The organism is Caulobacter segnis (assembly GCF_023935105.1).
Taxonomy (GTDB): Bacteria; Pseudomonadota; Alphaproteobacteria; order Caulobacterales; family Caulobacteraceae; genus Caulobacter; species Caulobacter segnis_B.
This window is the reverse complement of record NZ_CP096040.1, coordinates 3,519,619-3,543,416: the sequence shown is the minus strand read 5'-3', so window position 1 is coordinate 3,543,416 and position 23,798 is coordinate 3,519,619. Positions and strand designations below refer to the sequence as shown.

21 protein-coding genes and 1 tRNA gene are annotated in these 23,798 nt (G+C 60.7%); 2 read left to right on the top strand and 20 right to left on the bottom strand.

Going from position 1 to position 23,798, the window contains the following annotated elements:
- Positions 1–2 precede the first annotated feature (2 nt).
- Complete coding sequence (locus MZV50_RS16530) at positions 3–977, top strand: NAD-dependent epimerase/dehydratase family protein (RefSeq protein ID WP_436792182.1); 975 nt, start codon at positions 3–5, stop codon at positions 975–977.
- Entirely contained in the window at positions 970–2,325 is a 1,356-nt protein-coding gene (locus tag MZV50_RS16525) for a WcaI family glycosyltransferase (RefSeq protein ID WP_252630395.1), read from the top strand. Before MZV50_RS16530 ends, MZV50_RS16525 begins: the two co-directional genes overlap by 8 nt.
- Positions 2,326–2,327: 2 nt before the next feature.
- Here MZV50_RS16525 and MZV50_RS16520 read toward each other — a convergent pair whose 3' ends face one another.
- The 20 genes from MZV50_RS16520 to tnpC (MZV50_RS16425) form a co-directional block, all read right to left on the bottom strand.
- Entirely contained in the window at positions 2,328–3,254 is a 927-nt protein-coding gene (locus tag MZV50_RS16520; protein WP_252630394.1) for a glycosyltransferase family 2 protein, read from the bottom strand.
- Positions 3,247–4,038, bottom strand: a complete 792-nt coding sequence (locus MZV50_RS16515) for a glycosyltransferase family 2 protein (protein ID WP_252630393.1) — start codon at positions 4,036–4,038, stop codon at positions 3,247–3,249. Before MZV50_RS16515 ends, MZV50_RS16520 begins: the two co-directional genes overlap by 8 nt.
- 2 nt (positions 4,039–4,040) lie before the next feature.
- A complete protein-coding gene (locus tag MZV50_RS16510) occupies positions 4,041–4,475 on the bottom strand; it encodes a hypothetical protein (protein ID WP_252630392.1) in 435 nt (144 codons plus the stop codon).
- A gap of 149 nt (positions 4,476–4,624) precedes the next feature.
- A complete protein-coding gene (locus MZV50_RS16505; RefSeq protein WP_252630391.1) occupies positions 4,625–5,803 on the bottom strand; it encodes a hypothetical protein in 1,179 nt (392 codons plus the stop codon).
- Positions 5,800–6,360: an acyltransferase gene (locus MZV50_RS16500; RefSeq protein ID WP_252630390.1), complete on the bottom strand. Its 561-nt coding sequence runs from the start codon at positions 6,358–6,360 to the stop codon at positions 5,800–5,802. Before MZV50_RS16500 ends, MZV50_RS16505 begins: the two co-directional genes overlap by 4 nt.
- Complete coding sequence (locus MZV50_RS16495) at positions 6,311–7,426, bottom strand: glycosyltransferase (protein ID WP_252630389.1); 1,116 nt, start codon at positions 7,424–7,426, stop codon at positions 6,311–6,313. The genes MZV50_RS16500 and MZV50_RS16495 overlap by 50 nt, the downstream gene beginning before the upstream one ends.
- A gap of 9 nt (positions 7,427–7,435) precedes the next feature.
- Positions 7,436–8,590 carry a hypothetical protein gene (locus tag MZV50_RS16490; RefSeq protein WP_252630388.1) on the bottom strand — a complete coding sequence of 385 codons (1,155 nt, stop codon included), beginning with the start codon at positions 8,588–8,590 and terminating at the stop codon, positions 7,436–7,438.
- Positions 8,591–8,685: 95 nt separating this feature from the next.
- Entirely contained in the window at positions 8,686–9,639 is a 954-nt protein-coding gene (gene fcl / locus MZV50_RS16485; protein ID WP_289781872.1) for a GDP-L-fucose synthase, read from the bottom strand.
- 1 nt (position 9,640) lies between these two features.
- Positions 9,641–10,831: an acyltransferase family protein gene (locus MZV50_RS16480; protein ID WP_252630387.1), complete on the bottom strand. Its 1,191-nt coding sequence runs from the start codon at positions 10,829–10,831 to the stop codon at positions 9,641–9,643.
- An 8-nt stretch (positions 10,832–10,839) separates the two neighbouring features.
- A complete protein-coding gene (gmd, locus tag MZV50_RS16475; RefSeq protein WP_252630386.1) occupies positions 10,840–11,916 on the bottom strand; it encodes a GDP-mannose 4,6-dehydratase in 1,077 nt (358 codons plus the stop codon).
- A gap of 269 nt (positions 11,917–12,185) precedes the next feature.
- A complete protein-coding gene (locus tag MZV50_RS16470; protein WP_252630385.1) occupies positions 12,186–13,346 on the bottom strand; it encodes a DUF1501 domain-containing protein in 1,161 nt (386 codons plus the stop codon).
- Positions 13,347–13,371: 25 nt separating this feature from the next.
- Positions 13,372–14,784: a DUF1800 domain-containing protein gene (locus MZV50_RS16465; protein WP_252630384.1), complete on the bottom strand. Its 1,413-nt coding sequence runs from the start codon at positions 14,782–14,784 to the stop codon at positions 13,372–13,374.
- A gap of 264 nt (positions 14,785–15,048) precedes the next feature.
- Positions 15,049–16,006 (bottom strand): IS630 family transposase gene (locus MZV50_RS16460; RefSeq protein ID WP_252630383.1). Its coding sequence is split into 2 segments (ribosomal slippage): positions 15,049–15,682 and positions 15,681–16,006, totalling 960 coding nucleotides; the frame shifts between segments, so codons are not numbered across the junction.
- A 226-nt stretch (positions 16,007–16,232) separates the two neighbouring features.
- The gene (locus MZV50_RS16455; RefSeq protein ID WP_252630382.1) at positions 16,233–17,351 is read right to left on the bottom strand and encodes an acyltransferase family protein; all 1,119 of its coding nucleotides are present in this window, start codon (positions 17,349–17,351) and stop codon (positions 16,233–16,235) included.
- Between the two features lie 62 nt (positions 17,352–17,413).
- Positions 17,414–17,725 carry an SGNH/GDSL hydrolase family protein gene (locus MZV50_RS16450; RefSeq protein WP_252630381.1) on the bottom strand — a complete coding sequence of 104 codons (312 nt, stop codon included), beginning with the start codon at positions 17,723–17,725 and terminating at the stop codon, positions 17,414–17,416.
- Between the two features lie 569 nt (positions 17,726–18,294).
- Positions 18,295–18,368, bottom strand: a tRNA-Cys gene (locus MZV50_RS16445).
- A gap of 607 nt (positions 18,369–18,975) precedes the next feature.
- Complete coding sequence (tnpC, locus tag MZV50_RS16440; RefSeq protein WP_252630380.1) at positions 18,976–20,664, bottom strand: IS66 family transposase; 1,689 nt, start codon at positions 20,662–20,664, stop codon at positions 18,976–18,978.
- A gap of 72 nt (positions 20,665–20,736) precedes the next feature.
- Positions 20,737–21,084, bottom strand: coding sequence for an IS66 family insertion sequence element accessory protein TnpB (gene tnpB, locus MZV50_RS16435; protein WP_252630379.1), 348 nt, complete (start codon positions 21,082–21,084; stop codon positions 20,737–20,739).
- Positions 21,081–21,425 (bottom strand): IS66-like element accessory protein TnpA, encoded by a 345-nt coding sequence (gene tnpA, locus MZV50_RS16430; RefSeq protein ID WP_252630378.1) that lies wholly within the window; start codon positions 21,423–21,425, stop codon positions 21,081–21,083. The genes tnpB and tnpA overlap by 4 nt, the downstream gene beginning before the upstream one ends.
- Before the next feature lie 641 nt (positions 21,426–22,066).
- On the bottom strand, positions 22,067–23,746 hold the full coding sequence (gene tnpC, locus MZV50_RS16425; RefSeq protein ID WP_252635258.1) for an IS66 family transposase: 1,680 nt from the start codon (positions 23,744–23,746) through the stop codon (positions 22,067–22,069).
- Between the last annotated feature and the right edge of the window lie 52 nt (positions 23,747–23,798).

Below are 23,798 nucleotides of genomic sequence, written 5' to 3'. Positions count from 1 at the left end.
TTATGAACACTCCGGTCATCGTTACGGGCGCGGCGGGCTTCATCGGCATGCACGTGGCCGAGCGCCTACTGGATCGCGGCGAGACCGTGATTGGGGTCGATGTCTTCAACGCATACTACGACCCAGCCCTGAAGGACGCCCGCGCGGCGCGGCTGCAAGGACGTGACGGCTTCAAGATGATCCGCCTGGACATCGCCGAGCACGAGGCCTTGGCCGCGCTGGTGAAGGCCTCGGGCGCCAAGCGGGTCGTGCACTTGGCCGCCCAGGCCGGTGTCCGCTACTCGATCGAGAACCCGTTCGCCTATGAGCGCAGCAATCTGGCTGGACACCTGTCGGTGCTGGAAGCCTGCCGCCACGCCGGCGTCGAGCACCTGGTCTATGCCTCCTCGTCCAGCGTCTATGGCGACCGGCCGCTGAACGGCGACGGCTTCCGCGAGAGCGACCCGGCCGAGAGCCCGGTGTCGCTGTATGCCGCCACCAAGCGTTCGTGCGAGCTGCTCAGCCAGAGCTACGCCAAGCTCTATGGCTTCCCGCAGTCGGGCCTGCGGTTCTTCACCGTCTACGGCCCCTGGGGCCGGCCCGACATGGCCTATTTCGGCTTCACCGAGAAGATGCTGAAGGGCGAGCCGATCGAGGTCTATGGTGAGGGCAAGATGGCCCGCGACTTCACCTATATCGACGACATCGTCGACGGCGTCCTCGGCGTGCTCGACAACCCGCCCGAGACCGGCGGGCACGAGGTCTACAACATCGGCGACAACGACCCGGTCGGGCTGATGGACATGATCACGACGCTTGAGGCGGCGCTGGGGATCGAGGCGAAGAAGACCTTCCTGCCGATGCAGCCCGGCGATGTTCCAGCCACCTTCGCCAACATCGACAAGCTGCGCGCCCTTTATGGCTACCAGCCCAAGGTCAAGCTCGCTGATGGCTTGGCAAAGTTCGTCGACTGGCGGAGGGGCTACGCCCGTGACTGAGAGCACCACGGAAGATTCGCGAGCACTGTATCATGAGTCTGCACTGAGCGCGGCCGAGCCCGAAGCAGGCGCAAGCCAGCCACGGACAGCGAGATGCAGCAAGGCGCGGCGAAAGGTCCTGATTGTGGCGCTGAACTACGCGCCCGAAATGGTGGGGTGTGCGAAATACACGGCCGAACTGGCCGAGGCGCTTGCGCAAGATGGGTACCGCGTTGAGGTGATTTGCGCTCCGCCATACTACCCGCAATGGAAGATCCTGGAGGGGTACTCGGGCGCGTCGTGGCGAACCGAAATCTTGAATGGAGTCTTGGTCAGGCGAGTCCCTCTCTTCGTTCCCAAAAAGGTGTCAGGCCTAACGCGCATTTTGCATCTTGCTTCCTTTGGAGCGGCGACGGTGCCTGCCGCCCTGAGCGCGGCCTTCAAGTTCAAGCCCGATCTGGTCTTTACCGTCGCACCGACTCTGACATCGTCGTTTGCCGCTCTGATTGCGGCCAAGATCGCCGGTGCACGCAGTTGGTTGCACATTCAGGATTTCGAGGTCGATGCGGCCTTCGAACTTGGCTTGCTTAAAAGCCGAATTGCAAGAAGGCTCGCGCTCTTCGCTGAACGACTAACCTTTCGCGCGTTCGATCGGGTGTCGACTATCTCGCCGGCAATGGCGAGATTGCTTCATGCCAAGGGGGTAGGGGGCGACGCGATTGTCGAGCTGAGGAACTGGGTCGACGTCGAGAGTATCCCGACCTTGCCGTCCACAAACACCAGTTACCGGTCGGAACTGGCGATAGACGCACACGACATTGTGGCCCTCTATTCAGGCAACATGGCCGCGAAGCAGGGCATCGAGATGCTTGCCGACGTCGCGCGTCAAATTCATGAAGGACGGCGAGCGGCTGTCACCTTCATTTTCTGCGGAGAGGGACCCGCGCGCGCCAGTTTGGAGGCCGCATGCTCCGATCTATCCAATGTCCGCTTCCTCCCACTTCAGCCTCTAGAGAGGCTTGGTGAGCTTCTGGGCACTGCGGATGTCCATCTACTTCCCCAACGACCGGAGGCAGCCGACTTGGTCCTTCCGTCAAAGCTCACCGGCATGCTGGCATCAGGCCGTCCGGTCATCGCCATGGCCATGCCCGGATCGAGTCTGGAGCAGGAGGTGCAGGGCGCTGGGATCGCTGTTGAGCCCACCGCCAAGGCCATGGCCGTCGCTCTAGATCGGCTAGCGACAGACGCACCGCTTCGGCGGGAACTCGGCGCAGGCGCGCGGCATAGAGCCGAAGCCGCGTGGCAGAAGAGCGCGATCTACGAGAAGTTTGTCGGGGTCATCCATGGGCTCGATAATTGCGCGGGTTAGGGTCACGCCGCAGGGAGCTTCAATCCTGTCAGCTCCGCTAGTCTGCGGACCTGAAGCTTCGGATCGACAACGCCCTTGAGATCTCTCTCCAGCTCCAAGACCTTGGCGTCCACCAGAAAGCGGTACCAAAATCCTTGCAGGCCGTGATAGATCGCCCCCTCAATGCCGTCCAAGAAACCCCTTTGAATAATATAACGATATAGAAAGTAGAAGAGCGGGCCCATCGCGAAGGGCAAGTTGTTATAGAACTTCTCTTTGGTGGCGCGTTTTCTTGTCGCTTGGACAGACGCCTCTCCCAGAGACTCATCCCTCGCAAAGAGTTTGCGTCGCTGATTGATGATATCGACGGCCTCTCGGGTCGCGTACTTGTTGTGCTTGTCGGTGAAGAACGTCAGGTCATTGAGGTTGTGATCTGAAAAACCACCGTTGAGGGTGATGGTCCGCCCCTCGCTGAGCAGCATATGCTCGTCCATCCATCGTTGTTCGATGCGGCCGATGCCCGTCCGCCAGACGCGCAGCAGCACGAGCGGGTAACGGCCGCCGTGCTTGATCCACCGGCCCATAAAGACGTGCTTCCGCTTTAGGTTGATCCCGGTGACCGCCGGTGAGGCGGCCTGAAGGGCGTCGGCTAGCTCGGCGCGAAGATCATCCTCGATAATCTCATCTGCATCCAATCGCATCACCCAGTCAGTTGTGATGGGGGCATTGTCGAGCCCCCACTGGAACTGTTGGGCATAATTCGTCCAAGGATTTCGTAAAACATGAGCTCCGTTGGAGATGGCGATTTCCACAGTGCCGTCTGTTGAGCCGGAGTCGACGATAAAGATGTCGCGCGCTATTTCCCGCACCGACTTGATAGCGCGTTCAATATGGTTGGCCTCATTGTGAGTCAGAATGAGAACCGAAAGGGACTGGGGCGAACTAATCATGAGAAGAAAGTTGTTTCTTGTATCGGATTGAATCGTAGAGGCCCGGCAGAGCCCGTCGTACGTTGTTGGTCTGTGTTTTCAAGAGCCAGTAAAATGCAGCCGTCGGTAGCGATAGCTTCCCGAGTTCTCGATATATACGCCAATGCTCGTGATTGATTTGCTTGCGATGATCATCTCTCTGTGAGACGCCACCGCGCTCGAAAACGCAAATCGGTTTATCAATCTTGAGGTAGTTGCCTGGGTGATCTTTTAACACCCGGGTCGTCAGAGCCCAGTCGCTACCAAAACGATAAGTCTCATCATATCCCTTGGCTTTAAGAATGCTCATTTCATAGAATATAGCTTGATGGTGCGTGAACATCACATAAGCATTCCGGGACGGGTGGCGAGCGGGCTTGTAGAAGCTACCGGATTTGCCTTGCTCCATGGCGTCGCCGTAGACCAGGGCGGGACGATCCGCACCCACGGCTTCTCTGAAATCGGCGATGACCTGTTCTGATGCGAACTGATCGCCAGCGTTCATGAAGATCGCATACTTGCCCAATGCGATAGCGATCCCTTTGTTCATCGCATTGTAAATGCCGCCGTCCTTTTCGGAGATCCAGCGAAAACCCGGAGCCTCGACCTCGGCAAGATAGGTTTGCGTTCCGTCGGACGACGCGCCGTCGATCACGACCCATTCGAAATCACGGACCGTTTGAGACTGTATGCTCTCCAGCGTCCTCTTTATGCCTTCGAGATTATTGTAGGTGACGGTGATGATTGAGACCATCGGCGTGGACATGGCTATCCCTCCTTTCCGCGGCGTCCGGTGGTTGATCTAGGGCGTAGGGCCTTGGCCGGATTACCAGCGTAGATGAGCCATGGATCAAGGTTGGAGCATGCTACGGCGCGGGCTCCCAGCACGACACCTTCTTGAATTTTGACGCCTGGCCCGACAAACGCTTCAGCCGCCACCCAAACATTGTCGCCAATCTCAATGGGGCGGGCGATGAGTTGAAAATGGGGATCTTCGAAGTCATGCGTACCCGCGCAAAGATAGGCGCGCTGGGAGACGATTGTATCGCTGCCAATGTAGATCGGAGCCATGTTGTAGCAATCTACGCCGTCCGCCAGAATGCTGCGGTCTCGTAGGATTAGGTGCGGCGGATACCACACCTTCACGCTGCCCCTCACATCGGAACGATCGCCGATTTGAGCCCCAAATGCCTTCAAGACCATGGACCGCCAATCGCGCAGTACAGGCGGGGTCCACGAACATAGGACGGTCCACACTATTCGCCAGGCGAGGCGAAGAAGGCGGTTCTTGAGCGTGAAGCTAGGGCCGCCTGTGATCGAGCTGGTGTTTCGTGCATTAAGTGCGGTCGACATTAGCCCTCAGCCAGCGCGGGTTCTTGGCGCCGGTACGACATATATGTCGCCGCCCAAAAACACAGAATGATACAAAAAGCTGCGGTTTCCGCCAAAAGATAAATGTTCACATTATGAAAGAGGCGACCGGTAAATATGCCGATAGCTCCCATGCACGACACGAAGATCAGTGAGCCATATCCAAGCGCATGTTTGTTCATCAGCTGGAAGGCGTAAACGCAGTTCCCGGAGATCTTCTCGAAGGTTTGCCACAGGGCGATCAACAGCGCGAACAGTAGCATGTGGGAGGTTGCGCCGGCGATGAACACCACAACGGCGCCGCCGGCTGCGGTCAGGAGCTGACTGATTCCGCTGAACAACATTTCGCGGACATTCCATTTTTCACTCGAGGGGGGGGGCGTGGAGCTCACTTCCAAGCGGCGGATGTAGCTCACAACGAGTCCGCTGATGTTGAAGACCTGCTTTCCATGGAGCGCCAGCGCCGCAGCCGGGCCGGCGAAAAATGCTCCCATGGCGAAGACGGTCAGCCTTCCGTAGATCTGGCCATAACCATAGAGGCCCATGAAGCGGAAGATCTCGCCGCTGGCGGCCATCGCCGGCTTCGAGAAGCTGAATGGCTGCCAGCTGCCGGCGCCTCTGCCTCGAATTGCGAGCCTCGCCAATGCCATGACGGCCGAACCAGCCACGGCGCCAACGCCCACCACCATGGCGTCGACCCGCTGCAGGGCGATCGCGGCGATGCAAACACAGAGAGTCCAAAAATTCGAAAGCACGACCGCCAGAGCGAGCCGGCCCGAGGCGTCTAGATATCCATCGATCCAAGGCGCGCGGAGCGCGAGGCTAAGCAAAATGGTCGGGACGATCCATGTCGCATCGTGCGGCGACACGAACGCATAGACAAACATGGCCACGACCGCCGCCGAGAAGGACAGCATGCGGTATATCATGAAGCCAGCGTGCGCCGCCTCAACGCCATGGTTACGTCGCACGACGCCAAAAACGAGACCGCTGTTCCCGTCGCAAAGAAAGAATATCAGGCTGAACAGACCGCTATATTTTCCGAGTGAGATGACCTCGGAGAATCTGTGCGTGAAGACGAGGTAGGTCTGTAGAAGGAAAAGCACGCCTTGGGAAAAAGCGGCGGCGGCGACAGTTTGAATTAGATCCCGTATTCTCACTGTCGCACTCTGATAAGCTTGGCTGGCGTGCCTGCCACAATATTGAAATCTGGAACGTCTCTATTGACGAGGCTGCCGGCCCCGATGATCGCGCCCTTACCTATCGTCACACCGGGCATAATCGTGGCACACCGGCCGATCCAGGCATCGTCCCCAATAGTGACGGGCGCAACCTTGTAGCCGCTTCCTACTACGCTTTCTTGAGCGTCGATCCTGTGATCGCTGTCTCGAATCCCGCAGAGTTCTCCAACACGCACGCGGTCGCCGATCTTGACCGACTGGCGCGCAGAGATGATCGTGCCGAAATTGACTGAGCAATCTTCGCCAATTTGGATGGTGCCACCTTCGGTCACCGACAGCGAAATGTCCCGCCCCAGAACCGTTCTTGCGCCCACGCTGATCTCGCCTCGCACGCCAAAGCATTGGATCGGGCCAAGGAAGCGAACCGAGCGCCCAAACTTCACCCAGGGCAGAAAAACGTACCGATTGAAGACCGAGCGAAAGGCTTCAGAGAGGAGATTGACGCACTTCGTCGGAATTCTGGACACCGCCGTCATGATATCGCTCCACCATCTTCCGACCAATATTCTGCCAGTCGTATTGCCTAGACTCGGTCCACGCCGTTTGGCTCAAAGCGCTAAGTTCGGTCTCCTGCCGACTAAGGATGGTTGGCATCCGTAGCGCGAAGTCCGAAAAGTCCGAGCGCATACGCTCTGCGACGCCTTTCTGGAAGAGATCCGGAAGGTTGCACTCGTCTGTAATGATGGGAATGCAGCCAGCGGCCAAGGCTTCGAGGACCGCCATAGGCAAGCCTTCGCTCAAAGACGGCAGAATAAAATAGGTTGCGTCACGCAGGGCCGACTCTTTGGCTTGACCATAGAGCGGTCCAAGCATCTGCACGTTTGATGTCGCTTGCGCTAAGGTATTGAGCTTGCTGACATACTTATCGTCGCCCCAGCCCGCGATACTGAGTGTGTAGCCATGCGTGACTTCAAGCTTGGTCCAAGCCTGGATCAGTTCTTCCACCTGCTTTTTGGGATGAAGCCGACCAAGGAACAGAACCGACCTTGACCGCGGGCCACTTGGCGGCGCGGTGGGGACATCAATGCCGTTGGGAATCGTGAAGAGGCTGTGCTGTCCGCCTTGCGCGAAGGTCTCAACCGACGCGGCTTCCGACGCGTTCAGGGCGTGAATCGCGGCTTTTCGGAAGAGCGGTGTTTCGAACAGCCGCGAGTGTAGCCTCTTGGCCGACGACCCACGCGCCAAGATCCACTCATCGACCATGCCACGTGGAGAGACGATGACGCGACACCCGAGCCTTGCGGCGAGTAAGCCGAAGAGGGGGCCGGCGTTCCAGATCCCATGAATATGAAAAATGTCTGGGCGCCTAGTGATCAGATCGACTATCGGCGCGAGGCTGAAGCCATAGGAGGAGAGAGGTTTAGTAGGGCGCAGGGGAACGTCGCCCCATTGATGGCGATCGCTCTCGAAGAACTGATCTGCGACCCCGACAACGCTCACGTCGTGACCAAGCGCGCGTTGAGACTTTGCCAGGCCCGAGACGGAGAAGTACAGGCCGCCAGCAGATCGGCTGAGCGAGCCCGTGTAGTGTGTGATCTTCATGGCTCTACCTTAAGGGCGTTGGCGCGCGGGCTCGCTGAAATTGGCCATAATGCCGAGCGAGGCCCAAACCATGTAAGATGTCGCCGTAAGAAAGAGCATCGGGTTGGACATCATGTTGATCAGCGAGGCTATCAAGATGCCCGCCACGGCGGTTCGGTAACCGTAGTTTACGATGCCGTTCCGGTACATTTTTAGAAGTCGTGACATCGCTGCCGTAACCGCGACCAAGAGAAGTCCAAGTGCGACCAGGCCCCCACCGCTGAGGACCTCGAGATAGTCGTTGTGGGTCGGGATAACGAGATTGCCGATCGAGACGAGGGGACTGCTCTCGAAGTGCGAGCCGTAGATTGGGCTCTCCATGAATTCAGAGATCCGCTGCTGGAAGACCGGCCATCGCGCGTCCGTCGAAGCGACCTCTCGCTTGCTTTGAAAGAGGGCAGCACCCAGCAGGGTGACAAGCGCCACGGCAGCCACGGCGAGCACCGTGCGCACCGATTTGACCCCCGACGAAGGCGTCCCGCCCCGGAATAGCCAAGGCGCGACATTGACCAGAACAAACACCGCGAAGACGACAATGGCCCATAGGAGGCTGGTGTACTTCCCCATGGCCAGGAACACGCCGACCGCCAAAAGCGCCCACGCGGCTTTGAAGAGCCTCCCCTTCGGAAGCCACATCGCGGCAAGCGCGGCCCCGACGGCGAGAGGTGTCTGGTTTTGGAAGGCCCCCCGAAAGCCAAAGACGACCTTGAGCTCGGATAGAAGAATGAGCAGGATCATTACCAGCCCGCCCCAATATATTATCCGCCCCAATCTCGCCTCAAGAGCTTCTCTGTATCCTTGCTGCATGCAAAGCGCAGCGGCGAAGAAGGGGATGATGTTCATGGCGCGCCCCATGTACGTAAACATGAGGTCTTTGCCGGTGCTCTCCTGCGCGGCGAATGAGCCCACAGCCATGAATAGCGCCAAGCCAAGCATGGCTGCGTTGGCTGGCTTGAATAGGACCATAATGCTCAGCGGGTTCGCGACGAGGTTTACCGCCACCGAGCCCGCGCACAAGATTACCGGAAGATATTTGACGGCACCCGAGCTTCCCAAGCCCCAGTTCTGACTGGTCGGGTCGAGCATCAGCACCACTGCAGCGACGAGTGACAGCGTGAAGAGCAATCGACTTACAAACCAGAGGCCCGTGACAGCCGCGCTCGTCGGCTGAGGAGGAGGCTTGTAGGCGGTCGCTAGCCCCGCGGCTTGGTGGGAAGGCGTCATCCTAGGGTCTGGGTCTGCTTGTACCATTCGTAAGTGCCCGACATCCCATCGGATAGGCTAATCTGAGGCGCCCAGCCCATCGATCGGAGCTTGTCGGCGCTCATCAGCTTCCGCGGCGTACCGTCGGGCTTGGTGGGATCAGTGATGACCCGTCCCTTGAAGCCCACAGCCTCGCAGATTAGGTTTGCGAGCTCGAGAATGGTGATGTCCGAACCCGAGCCTACATTGACATGCTCGTAGCCGGAATAGGTCTTCATCAGAAACACACAAGCGTCGGCGCAGTCATCCGCGTGGAGGAATTCCCGCCGCGGGGTGCCCGTACCCCAGATCGTGATTTCCTCGGCGCCGCTAAGCTTGGCCTCATGGGCCTTTCGCATTAGAGCTGGAACGACGTGGCTGGTGGACAGATTGAAATTGTCGCCCGGGCCATAGAGATTTGTCGGCATCGCGCTGATGAAGTCGCAGCCGTGCTGTTTGCGATAGGCTTGAGCGAGTTTGATCCCTGCGATTTTCGCGATCGCATACCATTCATTCGTTGGCTCCAGAGGGCCAGACAGCAGGGCGTCTTCTTGAATGGGTTGCGGCGCAAACTTTGGATAGATGCACGAAGACCCCAGGAATAGGACCTTTTCGACACCGTTCTTGTAGGCGGCGTCTACGATGTTGGTCTCGATCACAAGGTTGTTGTAGAGAAAATCCGCCGGGTAGGTGTCATTGGCTAGAATGCCGCCGACCTTTGCAGCGGCCATGAAGATTGCATCCGGCTTTTCAGTGGCCAGCCAGCGCTCGACCTGGTCCTGTCGTTCGAGATCGAGCACATCGCGACCTGCGATCAAGACTTCACAATCTTCCTTCGCAAGGCGGCGGACAATGGCCGAACCGACCATACCGCGGTGACCGGCGACCCACACGCGCTTGCCCTGAAGGGAATAAATATCAGCGAGCTTCAAACTAGCCTCTCTTGTTGGCGCGTGGAGGGGAGGGGGAGGGCGCGATCACTGGAAAGCTCCTCACATGCATAAGCGGCTTCTCGATCTTCAAGAATGTTATGGTTGAAATGAAGACCAGGGAAACGGTGACAAAAATCATGCTGGCCCAATAGAGCAACGGGTGCATGTCAACTATTGGGGTGTGACGGCTCAGCGCCCAGAAGAAACCATACAGGACTATGCCGTGAAGTACGTAGATGCTGTAGCTGATCTCGCCAAGCCAGCGCGTACTCTGCATTTTGAGAAGGCCGAAGAAGCTGTTTCCGTAGAGCGCGCAGAGGAAAATCGGAAAAGTGAAGGCCGCGTGCGTGAGCCCGTAGCCGTGCTGTCGGAAGATCCACAGCAGCAGCAGGGTCGCGAGGCAACCCATCGCGGCTGCGGGGGAAGCCAACGCCGGGAGGGCCGGAAACCTTGAATAGATCTGAGCGGCGAGCATCCCGAACAGGAAGTGAATCCACACCCCGCCGCCGTCGACTCCCCCCGAGATGACCGCAGCCAATAGCACCACGACCGCCAGGAAGGCGAAGCGGCGCGGCGTGGCCAGTATGGCGAGCGCCGGTAGAGCGAGGTAGAAGATCGCTTCCGCGCGCAAGGTCCAGATAGCCGGGTTGATGGCCCAGGTTTGTGGCGCGCCGTTGATGTCTGGCCGACCAATGGCGCCGAGCAGCGTCCATTGCAGCAGGTGCTTTGCGAGGGCTAGAACGGGCTCGTGAAGTTTCCACTCCGTCTGTATGCCCACGTAGAGAAGGAGCGGCGCCAGGGAGGCCAGGTAGAGCGGAAATATTCTGAAGGTTCGACCGACAAGAAAGCCGCGCCATTCCAGCTTCCGATCAATCGCTCGGCGCCAGAACAAGAAACCCGTGATCATGAAGAATAGCGACACGGGAACGTACCCGCACATCGTGTAGAATGTGCTGGGCGGCCAATCCCATCGACCATCAACGCGAAAGCGAAATGTCGACGCCGCGTGGGTGAGGAACACCGCAAACGCAAGCACGCCGCGTAGGCCATCGAGTTCTCCGTACCGCTTGGCCTCGGGCTGAACAGGCAAGCCGAAGAGTTTCGGCTGACCAATAAGCCTGACAGTGGCTAGCGCGATGGCGAAGAGCCCGATGGCCCATAGCGGAGAATATAGATCCAGATGCTGACTCATCGTCGGATCTATTCAGCGTTGCGACGCTGCTCCTTCGCCACGTTGATCATGTCCGCAGCGACCATTTCGGCGCAGAGCTGCTCCCACTTGGTTTCGTGGACCCAGCCGAGCTTTTCCTTGGCCTTGGTCGGATCGCCGATCAGCAGTTCGACCTCTGTCGGACGGAAGTAGCGCGGGTCGACCTCGACCAGGACCTTACCGGTTTCGGCGCACGTACCCTTTTCGTCGACGCCTTCGCCCGACCAATTGATCGTGATGCCGACTTCCGAGAAGGCCTTGCCTACGAAGTCGCGGACCATGGTGGTTTCGCCGGTGGCCAGGACGTAGTCGTCGGCCTCTTCTTGCTGCAGCATCAGCCACATGCCGCGGACATATTCGCGGGCGTGACCCCAGTCGCGCTTGGCGTCCAGGTTGCCGAGGTAGAGCTTGTCCTGGAAGCCCTGCTTGATGGACGCGACGGCGCGCGTGATCTTGCGGGTGACGAAGGTCTCGCCGCGCAGAGGGCTCTCGTGGTTGAACAGGATGCCGTTCGAGGCGTGAATGCCATAGGCTTCGCGGTAGTTCACAACGATCCAGTAGCCGTACAGCTTAGCGGCCGCGTAGGGGCTACGCGGATAGAACGGCGTCTTTTCGCTCTGCGGCACCTCCTGGACGAGGCCGTACAGCTCTGACGTCGAGGCCTGATAGAACTTGGTCTTCTTTTCCAGACCCAGGATGCGGATAGCTTCCAGCAGACGCAGGGTGCCCGTGGCGTCGGCGTTGCTGGTGTATTCCGGAGTCTCGAAGCTGACCTGGACGTGGCTCTGGGCCGCCAGGTTGTAGATCTCATCCGGCTGGGTCTGCTGCACGATCCGGATCAGGTTCGTGCTGTCGGTCATGTCCCCATAGTGCAGCACAAAGCGCGGATCAGCCTCATGGGGATCTTGATAGATATGCTCGAGGCGGCCGGTGTTGAACGACGAAGAGCGTCGCTTCACGCCATGCACAGTGTAACCCTTGGAGAGCAGAAGCTCTGACAGGTACGCGCCATCTTGCCCGGTCACGCCCGTGATGAGCGCGACCTTACCATTGCTATTAACCGTCATAAATCCCCACCTTCGATAACGCAGCTATTCCGCTTGCGTAGTGGCCTCATAGCGTAAGCTTTTCGTTGATGCGACCACGATATTGCGGCTCAAGGCTAAAAGTTGTGACTGAACGTCTAGCAGGCGCCGCGAACGACCGTCAGCCTGTGATCATAGTCCGATGACGTGACATCTAGTTGTCACCGCCATTCTACCTCGAAGCTGGGTGCCAGGTAGCGTTCGAGAGGAAACTTAAGCTCAGAGGCAACGACGAACCGGTGGGAGGCGGATCAGACCAGGCCGATCGAATTGGGTGAGGACTGCGGAAAAACGCTCTCCAGGCGCTTGCGGTCTAGACCGTAGAGCCTTTCAAAAAGCCCTCCCAGCAACGAGCGGTAGTTGGTCAAAACCTGAAGGTCGCGCGCCTGGTTTAGGGTTTCGGGCGTTAGCTTGACCTGCGGCCCCAACAGGCGCCCACCCTTCACCGAGCCGCCGAGCACCCAATAGATGCTGCCGTGGCCATGATCGGTGCCTTGGTCGCCGTTTTCCCGGAAGGTGCGGCCGAATTCAGAAACGACAACCACCGTGGTGTTTCGCCAAATTTCCGGTCCCAACGTGTTCACGAGCGCCGATAGCCCGCGCCCGAGTTGGGATATTTTGTCGGAGAACTGGCCGAGACCGTTGTCCTGATTCACGTGGGTGTCCCAGCCCCCGACATCCATGAAGGCGATGTTGTAGTCAGCCTTCATCAACCCGCCGACGCGTCGCGCTGCGCGTTCGAAGCTTGACGTTTCGGCCGCGCCGCCGCTCGCCGCCGCCATCTCCTGTGCGATCGCGCGCGCTCTGCTCTCCGCCGACAGTCCTTCGACGATCGCTCGCTCAAGACGATGGCCACGATACATGCCGCTGATGAGTGCGGCCTGTCGGTCATTCATCGCATAGCTTGCGGTCGGGCTTATGATGATGTTTGGGACGACCCTGTGTCCTTGGAAAGTGATAGGCGGCTGCGCGCTGAAGGCAATGGGGCGGCAACCTTCCACCTGTTGTGCAAGGCGCCCCATGAAGCCCGACCGGTAGTCGCGGCGCGCGCTCAAGGGCTGACCCAATTCTATGGTGTCTTGAGTTTCAAAATGACTGCGGGTGAGATCCTCCGAGCCCGCAAACGGGACAAACGCGACCTGCCCTTGTTGCCAAAGGGGGTAGAGACTGTCTCTGAGCGCGGGATGTAGGCTCCAGTCTCGGTCGAGGGCTAGGGCCGAGCGAGCGTTTCCCGCGTCGGGCCGGGGGACGGCGAGCGTGGGTCGGCTCTCGTAATAGAAGTCGCTACCGGTGGGGATAACCGCGCTGAGCGCGTCATATCCCCCCCGCAGGAAGATCAGCAGAAAGCGCTGATCTGTCGCCGGCGCAGACCACGCTTGGCCGTAGGTGGCTGTCGTGGCAAGGCCGGTCAATATGAACGCGCGCCGATCCATACGGTTAATAATGCAAAAAATCTGGGGAAGAGAGCATGAGTTCGTTCCATTCTGACGGGGAGCGGGCCTGGGTTAGGGTTGTCGAGGTTGCGGCACTAAACATGGGAGCGCGTGATGTCAGCAGGGGGGAGGACCGCAGTTGCGGAAGGACAGGGTTTTGGTTTCCGGCATCATTGTTGAAGAGCCCGGGGACGTGTGCTGCAATTTGGTGCGCCACGCCGAAAACATTGATCAATTGTCCAGGGCCTGACCAATAGGCGTCTTCGAGCGGGTAGCCGTCTGGTGTGCTTCGTCCGTAGAGGCCTTCGCCAAGTCGCTCGATCCAGTATTGAAGCGGGCCTGCGTTGTCGATTGGCCGTCCCTCGTACGCGAGGCGAACGGCCGATAGTGTATAGTGCATCGGATCTTTGAGTTTGCCGCCCAGCGAGGCGCGAAATTCTGAGGAGCGAAAGAGAACGCTGAGAACTTCAGCGATGTCGCCATCCGTTGCCAGAAACCGCTCGGTCATGCTCTGGACAAGGCCAGGAGGGGCATCGCCGATGAAGTATAACGCCAGCTTGCCCGAAATGTGTCGCGCCGTCGCGGGTTGGCGCGCCAGGAGGTCGAGCGCGTTTTCAAGCTCCGCAAGGCCGTCACCGCTCACCTCTCGGCCCAGGATGACCTTGCCGCCAAAGTCGTGTTTCGCGGGATTGAACTCCATGACGCCTCTACGCACGTAAAGCCGTCTCTGTTCGGCCGTGAGCTGAGGCTCTTCACGAGAAACATTGACGCCGACGCCCGTCAAAACCTTGGCCATCTCTTCGACATCCCTTTGGCTGTAGCCCGATCCGACGCCAAGGGTGTGGAGCTCTAAGATTTCCCGCGCGTAGTTCTCATTGATGTGGCCGAGCCTATTTTGATCATTGTCGAGATAGCGCAGCATTGCTGGGTGCAGCTCGGCAGCGAGCAGAAGGTCGCGAAATTTTCCCAATGCGCGCGGGCGTATCGCATTGTACTCGTAGTCGCCGATCATTGCGCGGATGTCGCGCTTCTCGGCCTGCACGTTGAAGTGGTTCAGCCAAAACCAAGTCATTCTCTCTTGGAGCTGGTTGGCCGAGTAGAGATCGTAAAACAGGGATCTCGCCGTGGCCTCCCTCTGCAGCGCCTGCATGGCGACTTGATAGGCCTTGAGGGCGGACTGGCGGGCGCCAGCGTCTTGGATATGGTTGGCGGACTTCAGTTCCGCATCCATGGCCATGGCAATATCAGCCATGGGCTCTTTGGAAATCCGCATGGATTTGATTTGCGCCTCCACACTTTGCGGCAGCGCCGTCGGTTGGGGCGGGCGGAGCTGAATCTGGATCCATCGAGAAGCGCCCAACCGCTCCGCGGCGGAAACGGTTTCATTAGTTTCGCCCCAGGTGATGCGGTCGACCAAAGCGCCGGCCGACGGTCGCCTCTGCGCGTCAGCCCAGGCAGGGGCGCTTAGGAGTAGCGCGATGAGGGTGAGTGGGAGTAAGCCCAAGCGCATCAGCGACGCCCTGGTTGATAGCTTCCTTATCTCTCAACGCAATCTTTGGCCTTTTAAGGGCGGGGTTCTGTGGTGCGGCGACCAGGCCCTCCAAGCCGCTTAGTGACTGTTTCAAAAGTTTTGCCCATCAATTTGTTTACAGGATCGATCGGCAACTAGAGCATCGTGCGTTTAATGTGACGCATAGCCAGCGGCCTTGAAGTAGTTCCAGCACTCTTGGGGCTCGTAGAGGCTGCAGATGTCGCCGACGGCCCTCCAGAGGTCGTCGAAGGTGCGAGCGCAGGCGCCGCGCAGATGGGCTTTTAGCTTTGAGAAGGCCATCTCGATCGGGTTGAGGTCGGGCGAGTAGGGCGGGAGGAACAGGAACCAAGCTCCCCGCGCCTTGAGGGCCTGGACGGCTCTTGGTCCCTTGTGGGCGGCGAGGTTGTCGAGAACCACGACGTCACCGGGGCTGAGCGTCGGCGCTAGCTGGGTCTCGACATAGGCGTCGAAGGCGTCACGGTTCATCGGGCCATCGAGCACCCAGGGCGCGGTCAGCTGCGCGCATCGCAGGCCAGCGATGAAGGTCTGGGTTCTCCAGTGGCCGAAGGGCGCATCGGCCGCCAGGCGCTTACCGCGCAGGCTGCGGCCGCGCAGCCGGGTCATCTTGGTGGTGACCGCCGTCTCGTCAATGAACACCAGCCGCGCCGGCTGCTGGCGCATGACGGGCTGGCGGTGCTCGATCCACTCCCTGCGCCGTTCACGCACCGCTTCGCGTGCGCGCTCCGAGGCCATCAGGGCTTTTTTTATATGTGAACCCAGCCGCGCGAAGCGCCCGCGACAGCGAACTGGGATCCGCGCTCACCCCGCGTTGCGCCTCCAGCAAGGCCGCCAGTTGCGGCAGGGTGATATCCGGCTTGGCTTCGACCTGTTCGATCAGGAACGACCGATGCGCCGCCAGCTTGCCGTCTCCCGGCGGCCGTCCCTGGCGCGCCGGCGCAGAACAGCCCGTCTGCTCCACCCGCGCCAGCAGCTTCACCGCGCAACTGTCGCTGACCCCAAAGTGCTTGGCCGCACCACGACGTGATCCACCGGCGCTGACGTAGCCAATGATCCGATCTCGAAGATCACCCGAATAGCTCTTGCCCATGATCCACCTCCAACCACGGTGAATCATGCTTCGCGTAAACTTGGAATCCCTTCGATTCCGATTTCATGTCCGACGCTCTAGCGCACGCACAGACAATAATACCCACGAAGGACCGTCCTTCGTGGGTATTAAATTATAAACATCAATGACTTAATTCGATCGTGGAATCACTCGATGCGGGGGTGTGGGTGGTCTAGACGCTAGCGTAGGTCTTGTTGAAAGTAACTTACGCGGCCTTGATCTGCGGCTCGGGTCTGTCACCCGCTAGCCTGTCCAGCGCTCGCGACAGAAGCCGCTGGCCGACCGGCTCCAACCACAAACTAACGACGAACGCGGCCGCTATCGACGCAGCGCAGCCGAGCAAGATCCGGTGGCCCACATCAGGTAGCGGAACGAACCGGATTATCAGGAACCCAACCGTCGTGTGGATTAGGTAAAGCGGGTAGGTCGCAAGCCCCAGTGAACGCGAGAGCCGTGCAACGGTCGGTGACGACAGATAACGATTGTACGCGATCGATAGCGCCATGAGGCCGACGACCGCGAGCCACACTAGCGCTCCCGCAGCACCTTCGGCATGACCATCGAACTTGGCGGCGATCTCTACGCCGCAAGCCACGACGGCAAGCACGGCAAAAGCCCAGTGGACCGGCGTGATGCGCTTCCTCGACCACAGCCACAGATAGCCGCCTACGGCAAAAAAGCAGCCGTGCTTCAGCAGCAAGACATTGGGGACGAAGGCCGGCAGGTCCACGCGCACACGCGCGAAGTGGATGAACGCGAGGTAAGCGAGGTAAGCGAAGCTCCAAACTGACAGCCCGGCGAATAGCCACGAAATGCGGTCAAAAGCTCCAAGCAAGAGGAAGGCTAAAACGGTCGCATAAAAAGCAATCTCGACCGCCAAGGTCCAATAGACGCCAGTAAGCCAGTCTCCCGGAGGGTAGATGACCATGCTGCGGAACCACTGACCGGCCAATTCGCCGAGCGGCGGCTTCACCAAGATCATGATGGCAACAGCGCTTAACGAAGCGCACAGCCAGGCACCAGGATAGATACGGACGATTCGCGACTTTGCGAATTTCCACGGCGTTGCCGTCTCAGCTGAGAATGCAATCACCAACCCCGAGATGACGAAAAAGACCTCGACGCCAATCCAACCACCACTTGAGAAGGTCCACCCGTCATACCTGACGAGTCCGCGCACGATATCGACTCCGGTTGTGATCGGAGCCTCCCAGACGCGCCAAGCCAAATGGTAGACAGTGACCGCAACAGCGGCGCCAAAGCGGATCAAATCTAGCCCGATGATAGAGCGAGCCCGTGGAGCCGCGACCGAAGTTTCAACCATGATTTGATCCCCCGATTCCAGTACTGCGCCGAGATCGGGACGTCAATGTAAGGCGCTAAAGGCTAAATCCGACCCAGGGTATCGCCCAACCAGAAGCCTTCTTCTGCATAGCCGATCGCACGCAAGTGGGTGTCGTCGACGTAATAGCCTTGAGCGGCCATCGCGGCGTACCCAGATCCCCGCGCGACAAAGTCGAAGAACGCACAGCCATTTGAGGCTGCAAGGTCCGCCATAACTTGATTGTACTGGTCTTGGATGGCCTGGGTTTGGCGCGTGGGTGCGGATGGAGCCTCAGCGAACATAACACAGTCGCCTGAAACCTTCGCCGCCGTGATCAGGGCTTGCAGGTTGGCCTGAAAGGTGGCCAGCGACACCGGGCCATAGGCCGGTGTGTAGTGATCTTCCCCCGAGAAAGTGGACGGGGTTAAGCCGCTCTGCGTTCGGCCTCGGCGGGGCTGATATACCCGTCCCCACCGTGAGAGCTGCAGCGGCGCTAATCGCCGCCGCACGGGCCAATAGCTGAATACGCATGGCACACCCCGCGCTTGCCGCGCCTACTTAGTCGCAGCCTCACTCCTTTTTGCCCTGATGGGGGCAAGTTCAGGCTATGAGGCGCGGCAGTTACCGTTGTTGGACCGAAGTATATCGAGGGAGTGTGTCGGTAAAAATGCGACCTGTTGGCGCATTTAACAAATATATAACTGGAAGGGGCGGGCTAATGTCGAGTATTTATCATTTTGGTCGAAATGATGGGTAATTATTGATTAATGTGGGTATTGTTGGGTGCTGCTGAGGGGGCGCTGGGTGGCGAGCAGATTCTACGCAAGGCGGCCGCCAAATGTATCAGCGAGCGACTCGCGCGCGGGGCTGAACCGGGAATGAGTTCTGCAAACCGACCTGAAAACTGGTCGATAGCCAAAGGAGCTAAGTGCTTGAAAAGTGGTGGAGGCCCGGGCCGGAATCGAACCGGCGTGCACGGATTTGCAGTCCGCTGCGTCACCACTCCGCCACCGGGCCATCCGGGTGTCGACGCAAGTCACGTCGGCGGGGGAGGGCGTTCGATACAGGAGCCTCAGCAGGGCTGCAACTTCGAATTTCGCGTTCGTTGTAGCGTACGCATCCGGTGAGAACCGCGGCGGTCTAGGTCCGATTAGCGGACGTCATCAAGTTCCGAGCGGGGTGGGAATTTGCCTTGTGGCAGGTCGCCTTTACGGCTTCGAGCCTCTGACAGATACGCGATAATCCACGCCGGTCAGGTTGGTGATTTGGCCAGAAGCGCCGTCAATGGTGACCACGATCGGATGCGCCGGATCTGAGGCTCTGTCCCCTTGCACAATCCATGACCGATCACTGCGTCGAGCCACTACGCGAGTGTTGTCGAAGGCCATTGTCCCCGCATACCGCTTGGCAATCGATATTGCGTCCCGCTCTGACCGAACCGGCCCGGCGGGGCGCTCACCGGTGCAGCCGACAAGGGGGGTGATAAACGCGAGAGAGAACATCACGATCAATGTGCGCATGTGGCTATCTTAGCGGGTAGCCCGCAAAGGCGGTACTAAGGTCCGGCTAGGGTCGGCACACAAAGTAACCTCCCCGCCGAGACCCGGACATTCCCTGCGCAGCGTCAGGCCGCCCGCGCCGGTGCGGCGCCGGCCCGCCAATTCCACGGCAGGAGCTCATCGATCTGCTGAGCAGGATGCCCGGCGATGCGGGCCAGGACATCAGCCAACCAGGCCTGTGGATCGACGTCATTCATCTTGGCGGTGACGATCAGGCTGTAGAGGATCGCCGCGCGCTGGCCGCCGCGATCTGAACCGCAGAACAGCCAGGACTTGCGACCCAAGGCGATGCCACGCAGCGCACGCTCGGCGGCGTTGTTGCTGAGGCAGACGCGACCATCGTCGAGGAAGCGCACGAATGAGGGCCAGCGCCGCAGCATGTAGTGGATGGCCTTGGCCAGGTCGTGAGCGCGTGTGAGCTTGTCGCGCGTTTCGTGCAGCCAGGCCTCCAATTCGGCGACGAGGGGCTTGCTGCGGGCTTGCCGAACCTCTTTTCGCTCCGCAGGCGAAAGTCCCAAAATCTCGCGCTCGATGGCGAAGATGGCGTCGATGCGTAGGACGGCTTCCAAGGCCAGCGGATAGACCGCCTTCGACTTCTGCCCACGCGCCTTGCTGTGGGCGGCGGCCTCGACATCAGCCAGTTCGAAGAACTTGCGCCGGGCGTGTGCCCAGCAGCCGGCCTCGAGCACGGGCGCGGGATGGCGACTTGGCGCGTAGAGCTCGCCATAGCCTCCATAGGCGTCGGCTTGCAGGACGCCCGACCACGACGCCAGATGGCCAGTGGGATGAGCGCCGCGGCGATCGCGCGAATAGTAGAAGATCGCTGCCGGTGGCGCTGGCCCAGCAAAGGGCTTGTCGTCGCGGACATAGACCCACAATCGACCGGTGTCGGTCTTGCCCTTGGCCAGGACGGGCACCGTGGTGTCGTCGCCATGCAATCGCTCGGCGGCCAGGACATGGGCTTCGATGCGCTGGAAGAGCGGCATCAGCACCGCGGCGCAGGCCCCGACCTGATCGGCCAGAGTAGAGAGGCTAAGCGGCACGCCCTCTTTGGCGTAGCGCTCGGCCTGGCGATTGAGCGGCTGATGCTGGCCGAACTTCTCAAACAGGATCATGGCCAAGAGGCTTGGGCCGGCCCAGCCGCGGGCGATGACATGGAAGGGCGCGGGCGCCTGACTGATCGTCTCGCAGTCCCGGCACGTGAACTTCTCGCGCACGTGCTGGATGACCTTCCACTGGCGCGGCACGACCTCCAGCGTCTCGGTGATGTCCTCGCCCAGCTTGGACAGGCGCGTGCCGCCACAGGCGGCGCAGGCGCACGGCCCCTCGATGATGACGCGCTCACGCGGCAGGTGCTCGGGGAACGGCTTTCTGGATGGCCGCTTGCGCTCGAACGGCGCGACCTTCGTCGTCTTGGCCCCGGCGATCTCGGCGGCCAGCTCGTCCTCGCTGGCCGAGGCTTCCAGCTCCTCCAGCTGCAGCTCCAGCTGATCGAGCAGCCGATCCGTGCGCTCTGACGACGCGCCGAAGCGCTCGCGTCGCAGCTTGGCGATCTGCAGCTTGAGATGGGCGATGAGCGCCTGAGAATCCGAGACCTGGGCCTTGGCCTCTGCGGCTTCGGCCTGAATGATATCGAGCTTGTCCCTGGCGACGGCGAGCTGGGCCTCCGCCAGATCGGCTCGCGCCCGCATGGACGCCAGCGCCGCCTTCAGCGCTTCGACATCATCCGGCAGGGCCTCTGGCACGGCGTCCATGGCCCGATGGAATCATAAATTCGATCGCTTGTGGCGCCCCTAAATGCAGGCCCAGCGAAGAAAGATAGGGGCCTATCCCGCGCTAGCCGGACGCCAGGTGTGCTGGGGGTTACGCCAGTCGATGCCCTCCAGCATGTAGCCCAGCTGAGCGGCCGTCAGGGCCACGGCGCCGCCCTTGCCGACGGGCCAGACGAAGCGTCCGCGATCCAGGCGCTTGGCGTAGAGCGACATGCCCAGGCCGTCGTGCCAGAGGATCTTCACCAGGCTCCCGCCGCGACCGCGAAACACGAAGAGATCGCCGGCGTGCGGATCGCGCTTGAGCTGCTCCTGGACCAGCAGGGCCAGGCCTTGCATGCCCTTCCTCATGTCCGTGTGGCCCGTGGCGATCCAGATCCGCACCCCGCTGGGGATGGCGATCATCGCAGGGCTCGCAGCATCGCTGTCACCAAATCCGCTGGCGCGTCGGCCATCACTTGGACCTGCACGCCGCCAGGCAGCTCCACGAAGATGGCCGGGCCTGCAGGAGGCGGCGGGGGCGGCTGATCCGCTTCGCCGATCAGCACCGCTGGCGCAAAGCCTTGGACCGGCGCCAACGTGGCGCGCCGCCAGCGATAGAGAAGGCTGGTATGGACCTCAGCGAGGCGGGCCGTCTCCGTGACATTGCCGCCCGGCCCGAAGGCCTGGGCTAGCAAAGCCTCCTTCTGATCCTCGCTCCAGCGCCGGCGCCGCTCTGGGCCCGTGATCAACGTCGAGTACGACATACCGCTGCTAACACCGCTCCTAACCACGCTGCTAGCAGTGCTGCTATGCCTGGATCAGCGGAAGGCGGCCCTCACCGGAGGGATACGTTGTAGCGGCCGCCTTCTTCAATGCCTCTGACATCCTGGACGTACGCATCCGGTGAGAACCGCGGCGGTCTAGGTCCGATTAGCGGACGTCATCAAGTTCCGAGCGGGGTGGGAATCTGCCTTGTGGCAGGTCGCCTTTACGGCTTCGAGCCTCTGACAGATACGCGATAATCCACGCCGGTCAGGTTGGTGATTTGGCCAGAAGCGCCGTCAATGGTGACCACGATCGGATGCGCCGGATCTGAGGCTCTGTCCCCTTGCACAATCCATGACCGATCACTGCGTCGAGCCACTACGCGAGTGTTGTCGAAGGCCATTGTCCCCGCATACCGCTTGGCAATCGATATTGCGTCCCGCTCTGACCGAACCGGCCCGGGCGGGGCGCTCACCGGTGCAGCCGACAAGGGGGGTGATAAACGCGAGAGAGAACATCACGATCAATGTGCGCATGTGGCTATCTTAGCGGGTAGCCCGCAAAGGCGGTACTAAGGTCCGGCTAGGGTCGGCACACAAAGTAACCTCCCCGCCGAGACCCGGACATTCCCTGCGCAGCGTCAGGCCGCCCGCGCCGGTGCGGCGCCGGCCCGCCAATTCCACGGCAGGAGCTCATCGATCTGCTGAGCGGGATGCCCGGCGATGCGGGCCAGGACGTCGGCGAGCCAGGCCTGCGGATCGATTTCATTCATCTTGGCGGTGACGATCAGGCTGTAGAGGATCGCCGCGCGCTGGCCGCCACGATCCGAGCCGCAGAACAGCCAGGACTTGCGGCCCAAGGCGATGCCGCGCAACCCGCGCTCGGCGGCGTTGTTGCTGAGACAGACGCGACCATCGTCGAGGAAGCGGACGAACGAGGGCCAGCGCCGCAGCATGTAATGGATGGCCTTGGCCAGGTCGTGAGCGCGTGTGAGCTTGTCGCGCGTTTCGTGCAGCCAGGCCTCCAATTGGGCCACCAAGGGCCTGCTGCGGGCTTGGCGAACCGCTTTTCGCTCCGCAGGCGAAAGCCCAAGGATCTCGCGCTCGATGGCGAAGATGGCGTCGATGCGTAGGACGGCTTCCAGGGCCAGCGGGTAGACCGCCTTCAACTTCTGCCCACGCGCTTTGCTGTGGGCGGCGGCCTCGACGTCGGCCAGCTCGAAGAACTTGCGGCGGGCGTGTGCCCAGCAGCCGGCCTCGAGCACGGGCGCGGGCTGCCGACCTGGCGCGTAGAGCTCGCCATAGCCGCCGTAGGCGTCGGCCTGCAGGACGCCCGACCATGTCGCCAGATGGCCGATGGGATGAGCGCCGCGTCGATCGCGCGAATAGTAGAAGACCGCCGCTGGCGGCGCTGGCCCCGCGAAGGGCTTGTCGTCACGGACGTAGACCCACAATCGACCAGTGTCGGTCTTGCCCTTGGCTAGGACTGGGACCGTGGTGTCGTCGCCGTGCAATCGCTCGGCGGCCAGGACGTGGGCTTCGATGCGCTGGAAGAGCGGCATCAGCGCCGCGGCGCAGGCGCCGACCTGATCGGCTAGGGTAGAGAGGCTAAGCGGTACGCCCTCCTTGGCGTAGCGCTCGGCCTGACGATTGAGCGGCTGATGCTGGCCGAACTTCTCAAACAGGATCATGGCCAGGAGGCTGGGGCCGGCCCAGCCGCGGGCGATAACGTGGAAGGGCGCGGGCGCCTGGCTAATCGTCTCGCAATCCCGGCACGTGAACTTCTCGCGCACGTGCTGGATGACCTTCCACTGGCGCGGCACGACCTCCAGCGTCTCGGTGATGTCCTCGCCCAGTTTGGAAAGGCGCGTGCCGCCACAGGCGGCGCAGGCGCATGGCCCTTCGATGACGACGCGCTCGCGCGGCAGGTGCTCGGGGAAGGGCTTCCTGGATGGACGTCTGCGCTCGAACGGCGCGACCTTCGTCGTCTTGGCCGCAGCGATCTCGGCGGCCAGCTCGTCCTCGCTGGCTGAGGCTTCCAGCTCCTCCAGCTGCAGCTCCAGCTGATCGAGGAGCCGATCGGTACGCTCGGAGGATGCGCCGAAGCGCTCGCGCCGTAGCTTGGCGATCTGCAGCTTGAGATGGGCGATGAGCGCCTGAGAATCCGAGACCTGGGCCTTGGCCTCGGCGGCTTCGGCCTGAATGATATCGAGCTTATCCCTGGCGACGGCGAGCTGGGCCTCCGCCAAATCGGCGCGCGCCAGCATGGCCGCCAGCGCCGCCTTCAGCGCTTCGACATCATCCGGCAGGGCCTCTGGCATGGCGTCCATGGCCCGATGGAATCATAAATCCGATCGCTTGTGGCGCCCCTAA

What these genes read in the sequence shown, in the direction of transcription:
- MZV50_RS16530 (WP_436792182.1), top strand. Translation starts at nt 3, where the DNA reads ATGAACACTCCGGTCATCGTTACGGGCGCGGCGGGCTTCATCGGCATG.
- MZV50_RS16520 (WP_252630394.1), bottom strand. Translation starts at nt 3,254, where the DNA reads ATGATTAGTTCGCCCCAGTCCCTTTCGGTTCTCATTCTGACTCACAAT.
- MZV50_RS16515 (WP_252630393.1), bottom strand. Translation starts at nt 4,038, where the DNA reads ATGTCCACGCCGATGGTCTCAATCATCACCGTCACCTACAATAATCTC.
- MZV50_RS16510 (WP_252630392.1), bottom strand. Translation starts at nt 4,475, where the DNA reads ATGGTCTTGAAGGCATTTGGGGCTCAAATCGGCGATCGTTCCGATGTG.
- MZV50_RS16500 (WP_252630390.1), bottom strand. Translation starts at nt 6,360, where the DNA reads ATGACGGCGGTGTCCAGAATTCCGACGAAGTGCGTCAATCTCCTCTCT.
- MZV50_RS16495 (WP_252630389.1), bottom strand. Translation starts at nt 7,426, where the DNA reads ATGAAGATCACACACTACACGGGCTCGCTCAGCCGATCTGCTGGCGGC.
- MZV50_RS16480 (WP_252630387.1), bottom strand. Translation starts at nt 10,831, where the DNA reads ATGAGTCAGCATCTGGATCTATATTCTCCGCTATGGGCCATCGGGCTC.
- gmd (WP_252630386.1), bottom strand. Translation starts at nt 11,916, where the DNA reads ATGACGGTTAATAGCAATGGTAAGGTCGCGCTCATCACGGGCGTGACC.
- MZV50_RS16455 (WP_252630382.1), bottom strand. Translation starts at nt 17,351, where the DNA reads ATGGTTGAAACTTCGGTCGCGGCTCCACGGGCTCGCTCTATCATCGGG.
- tnpC (WP_252630380.1), bottom strand. Translation starts at nt 20,664, where the DNA reads ATGGACGCCGTGCCAGAGGCCCTGCCGGATGATGTCGAAGCGCTGAAG.
- tnpB (WP_252630379.1), bottom strand. Translation starts at nt 21,084, where the DNA reads ATGATCGCCATCCCCAGCGGGGTGCGGATCTGGATCGCCACGGGCCAC.
- tnpA (WP_252630378.1), bottom strand. Translation starts at nt 21,425, where the DNA reads ATGTCGTACTCGACGTTGATCACGGGCCCAGAGCGGCGCCGGCGCTGG.
- tnpC (WP_252635258.1), bottom strand. Translation starts at nt 23,746, where the DNA reads ATGCCAGAGGCCCTGCCGGATGATGTCGAAGCGCTGAAGGCGGCGCTG.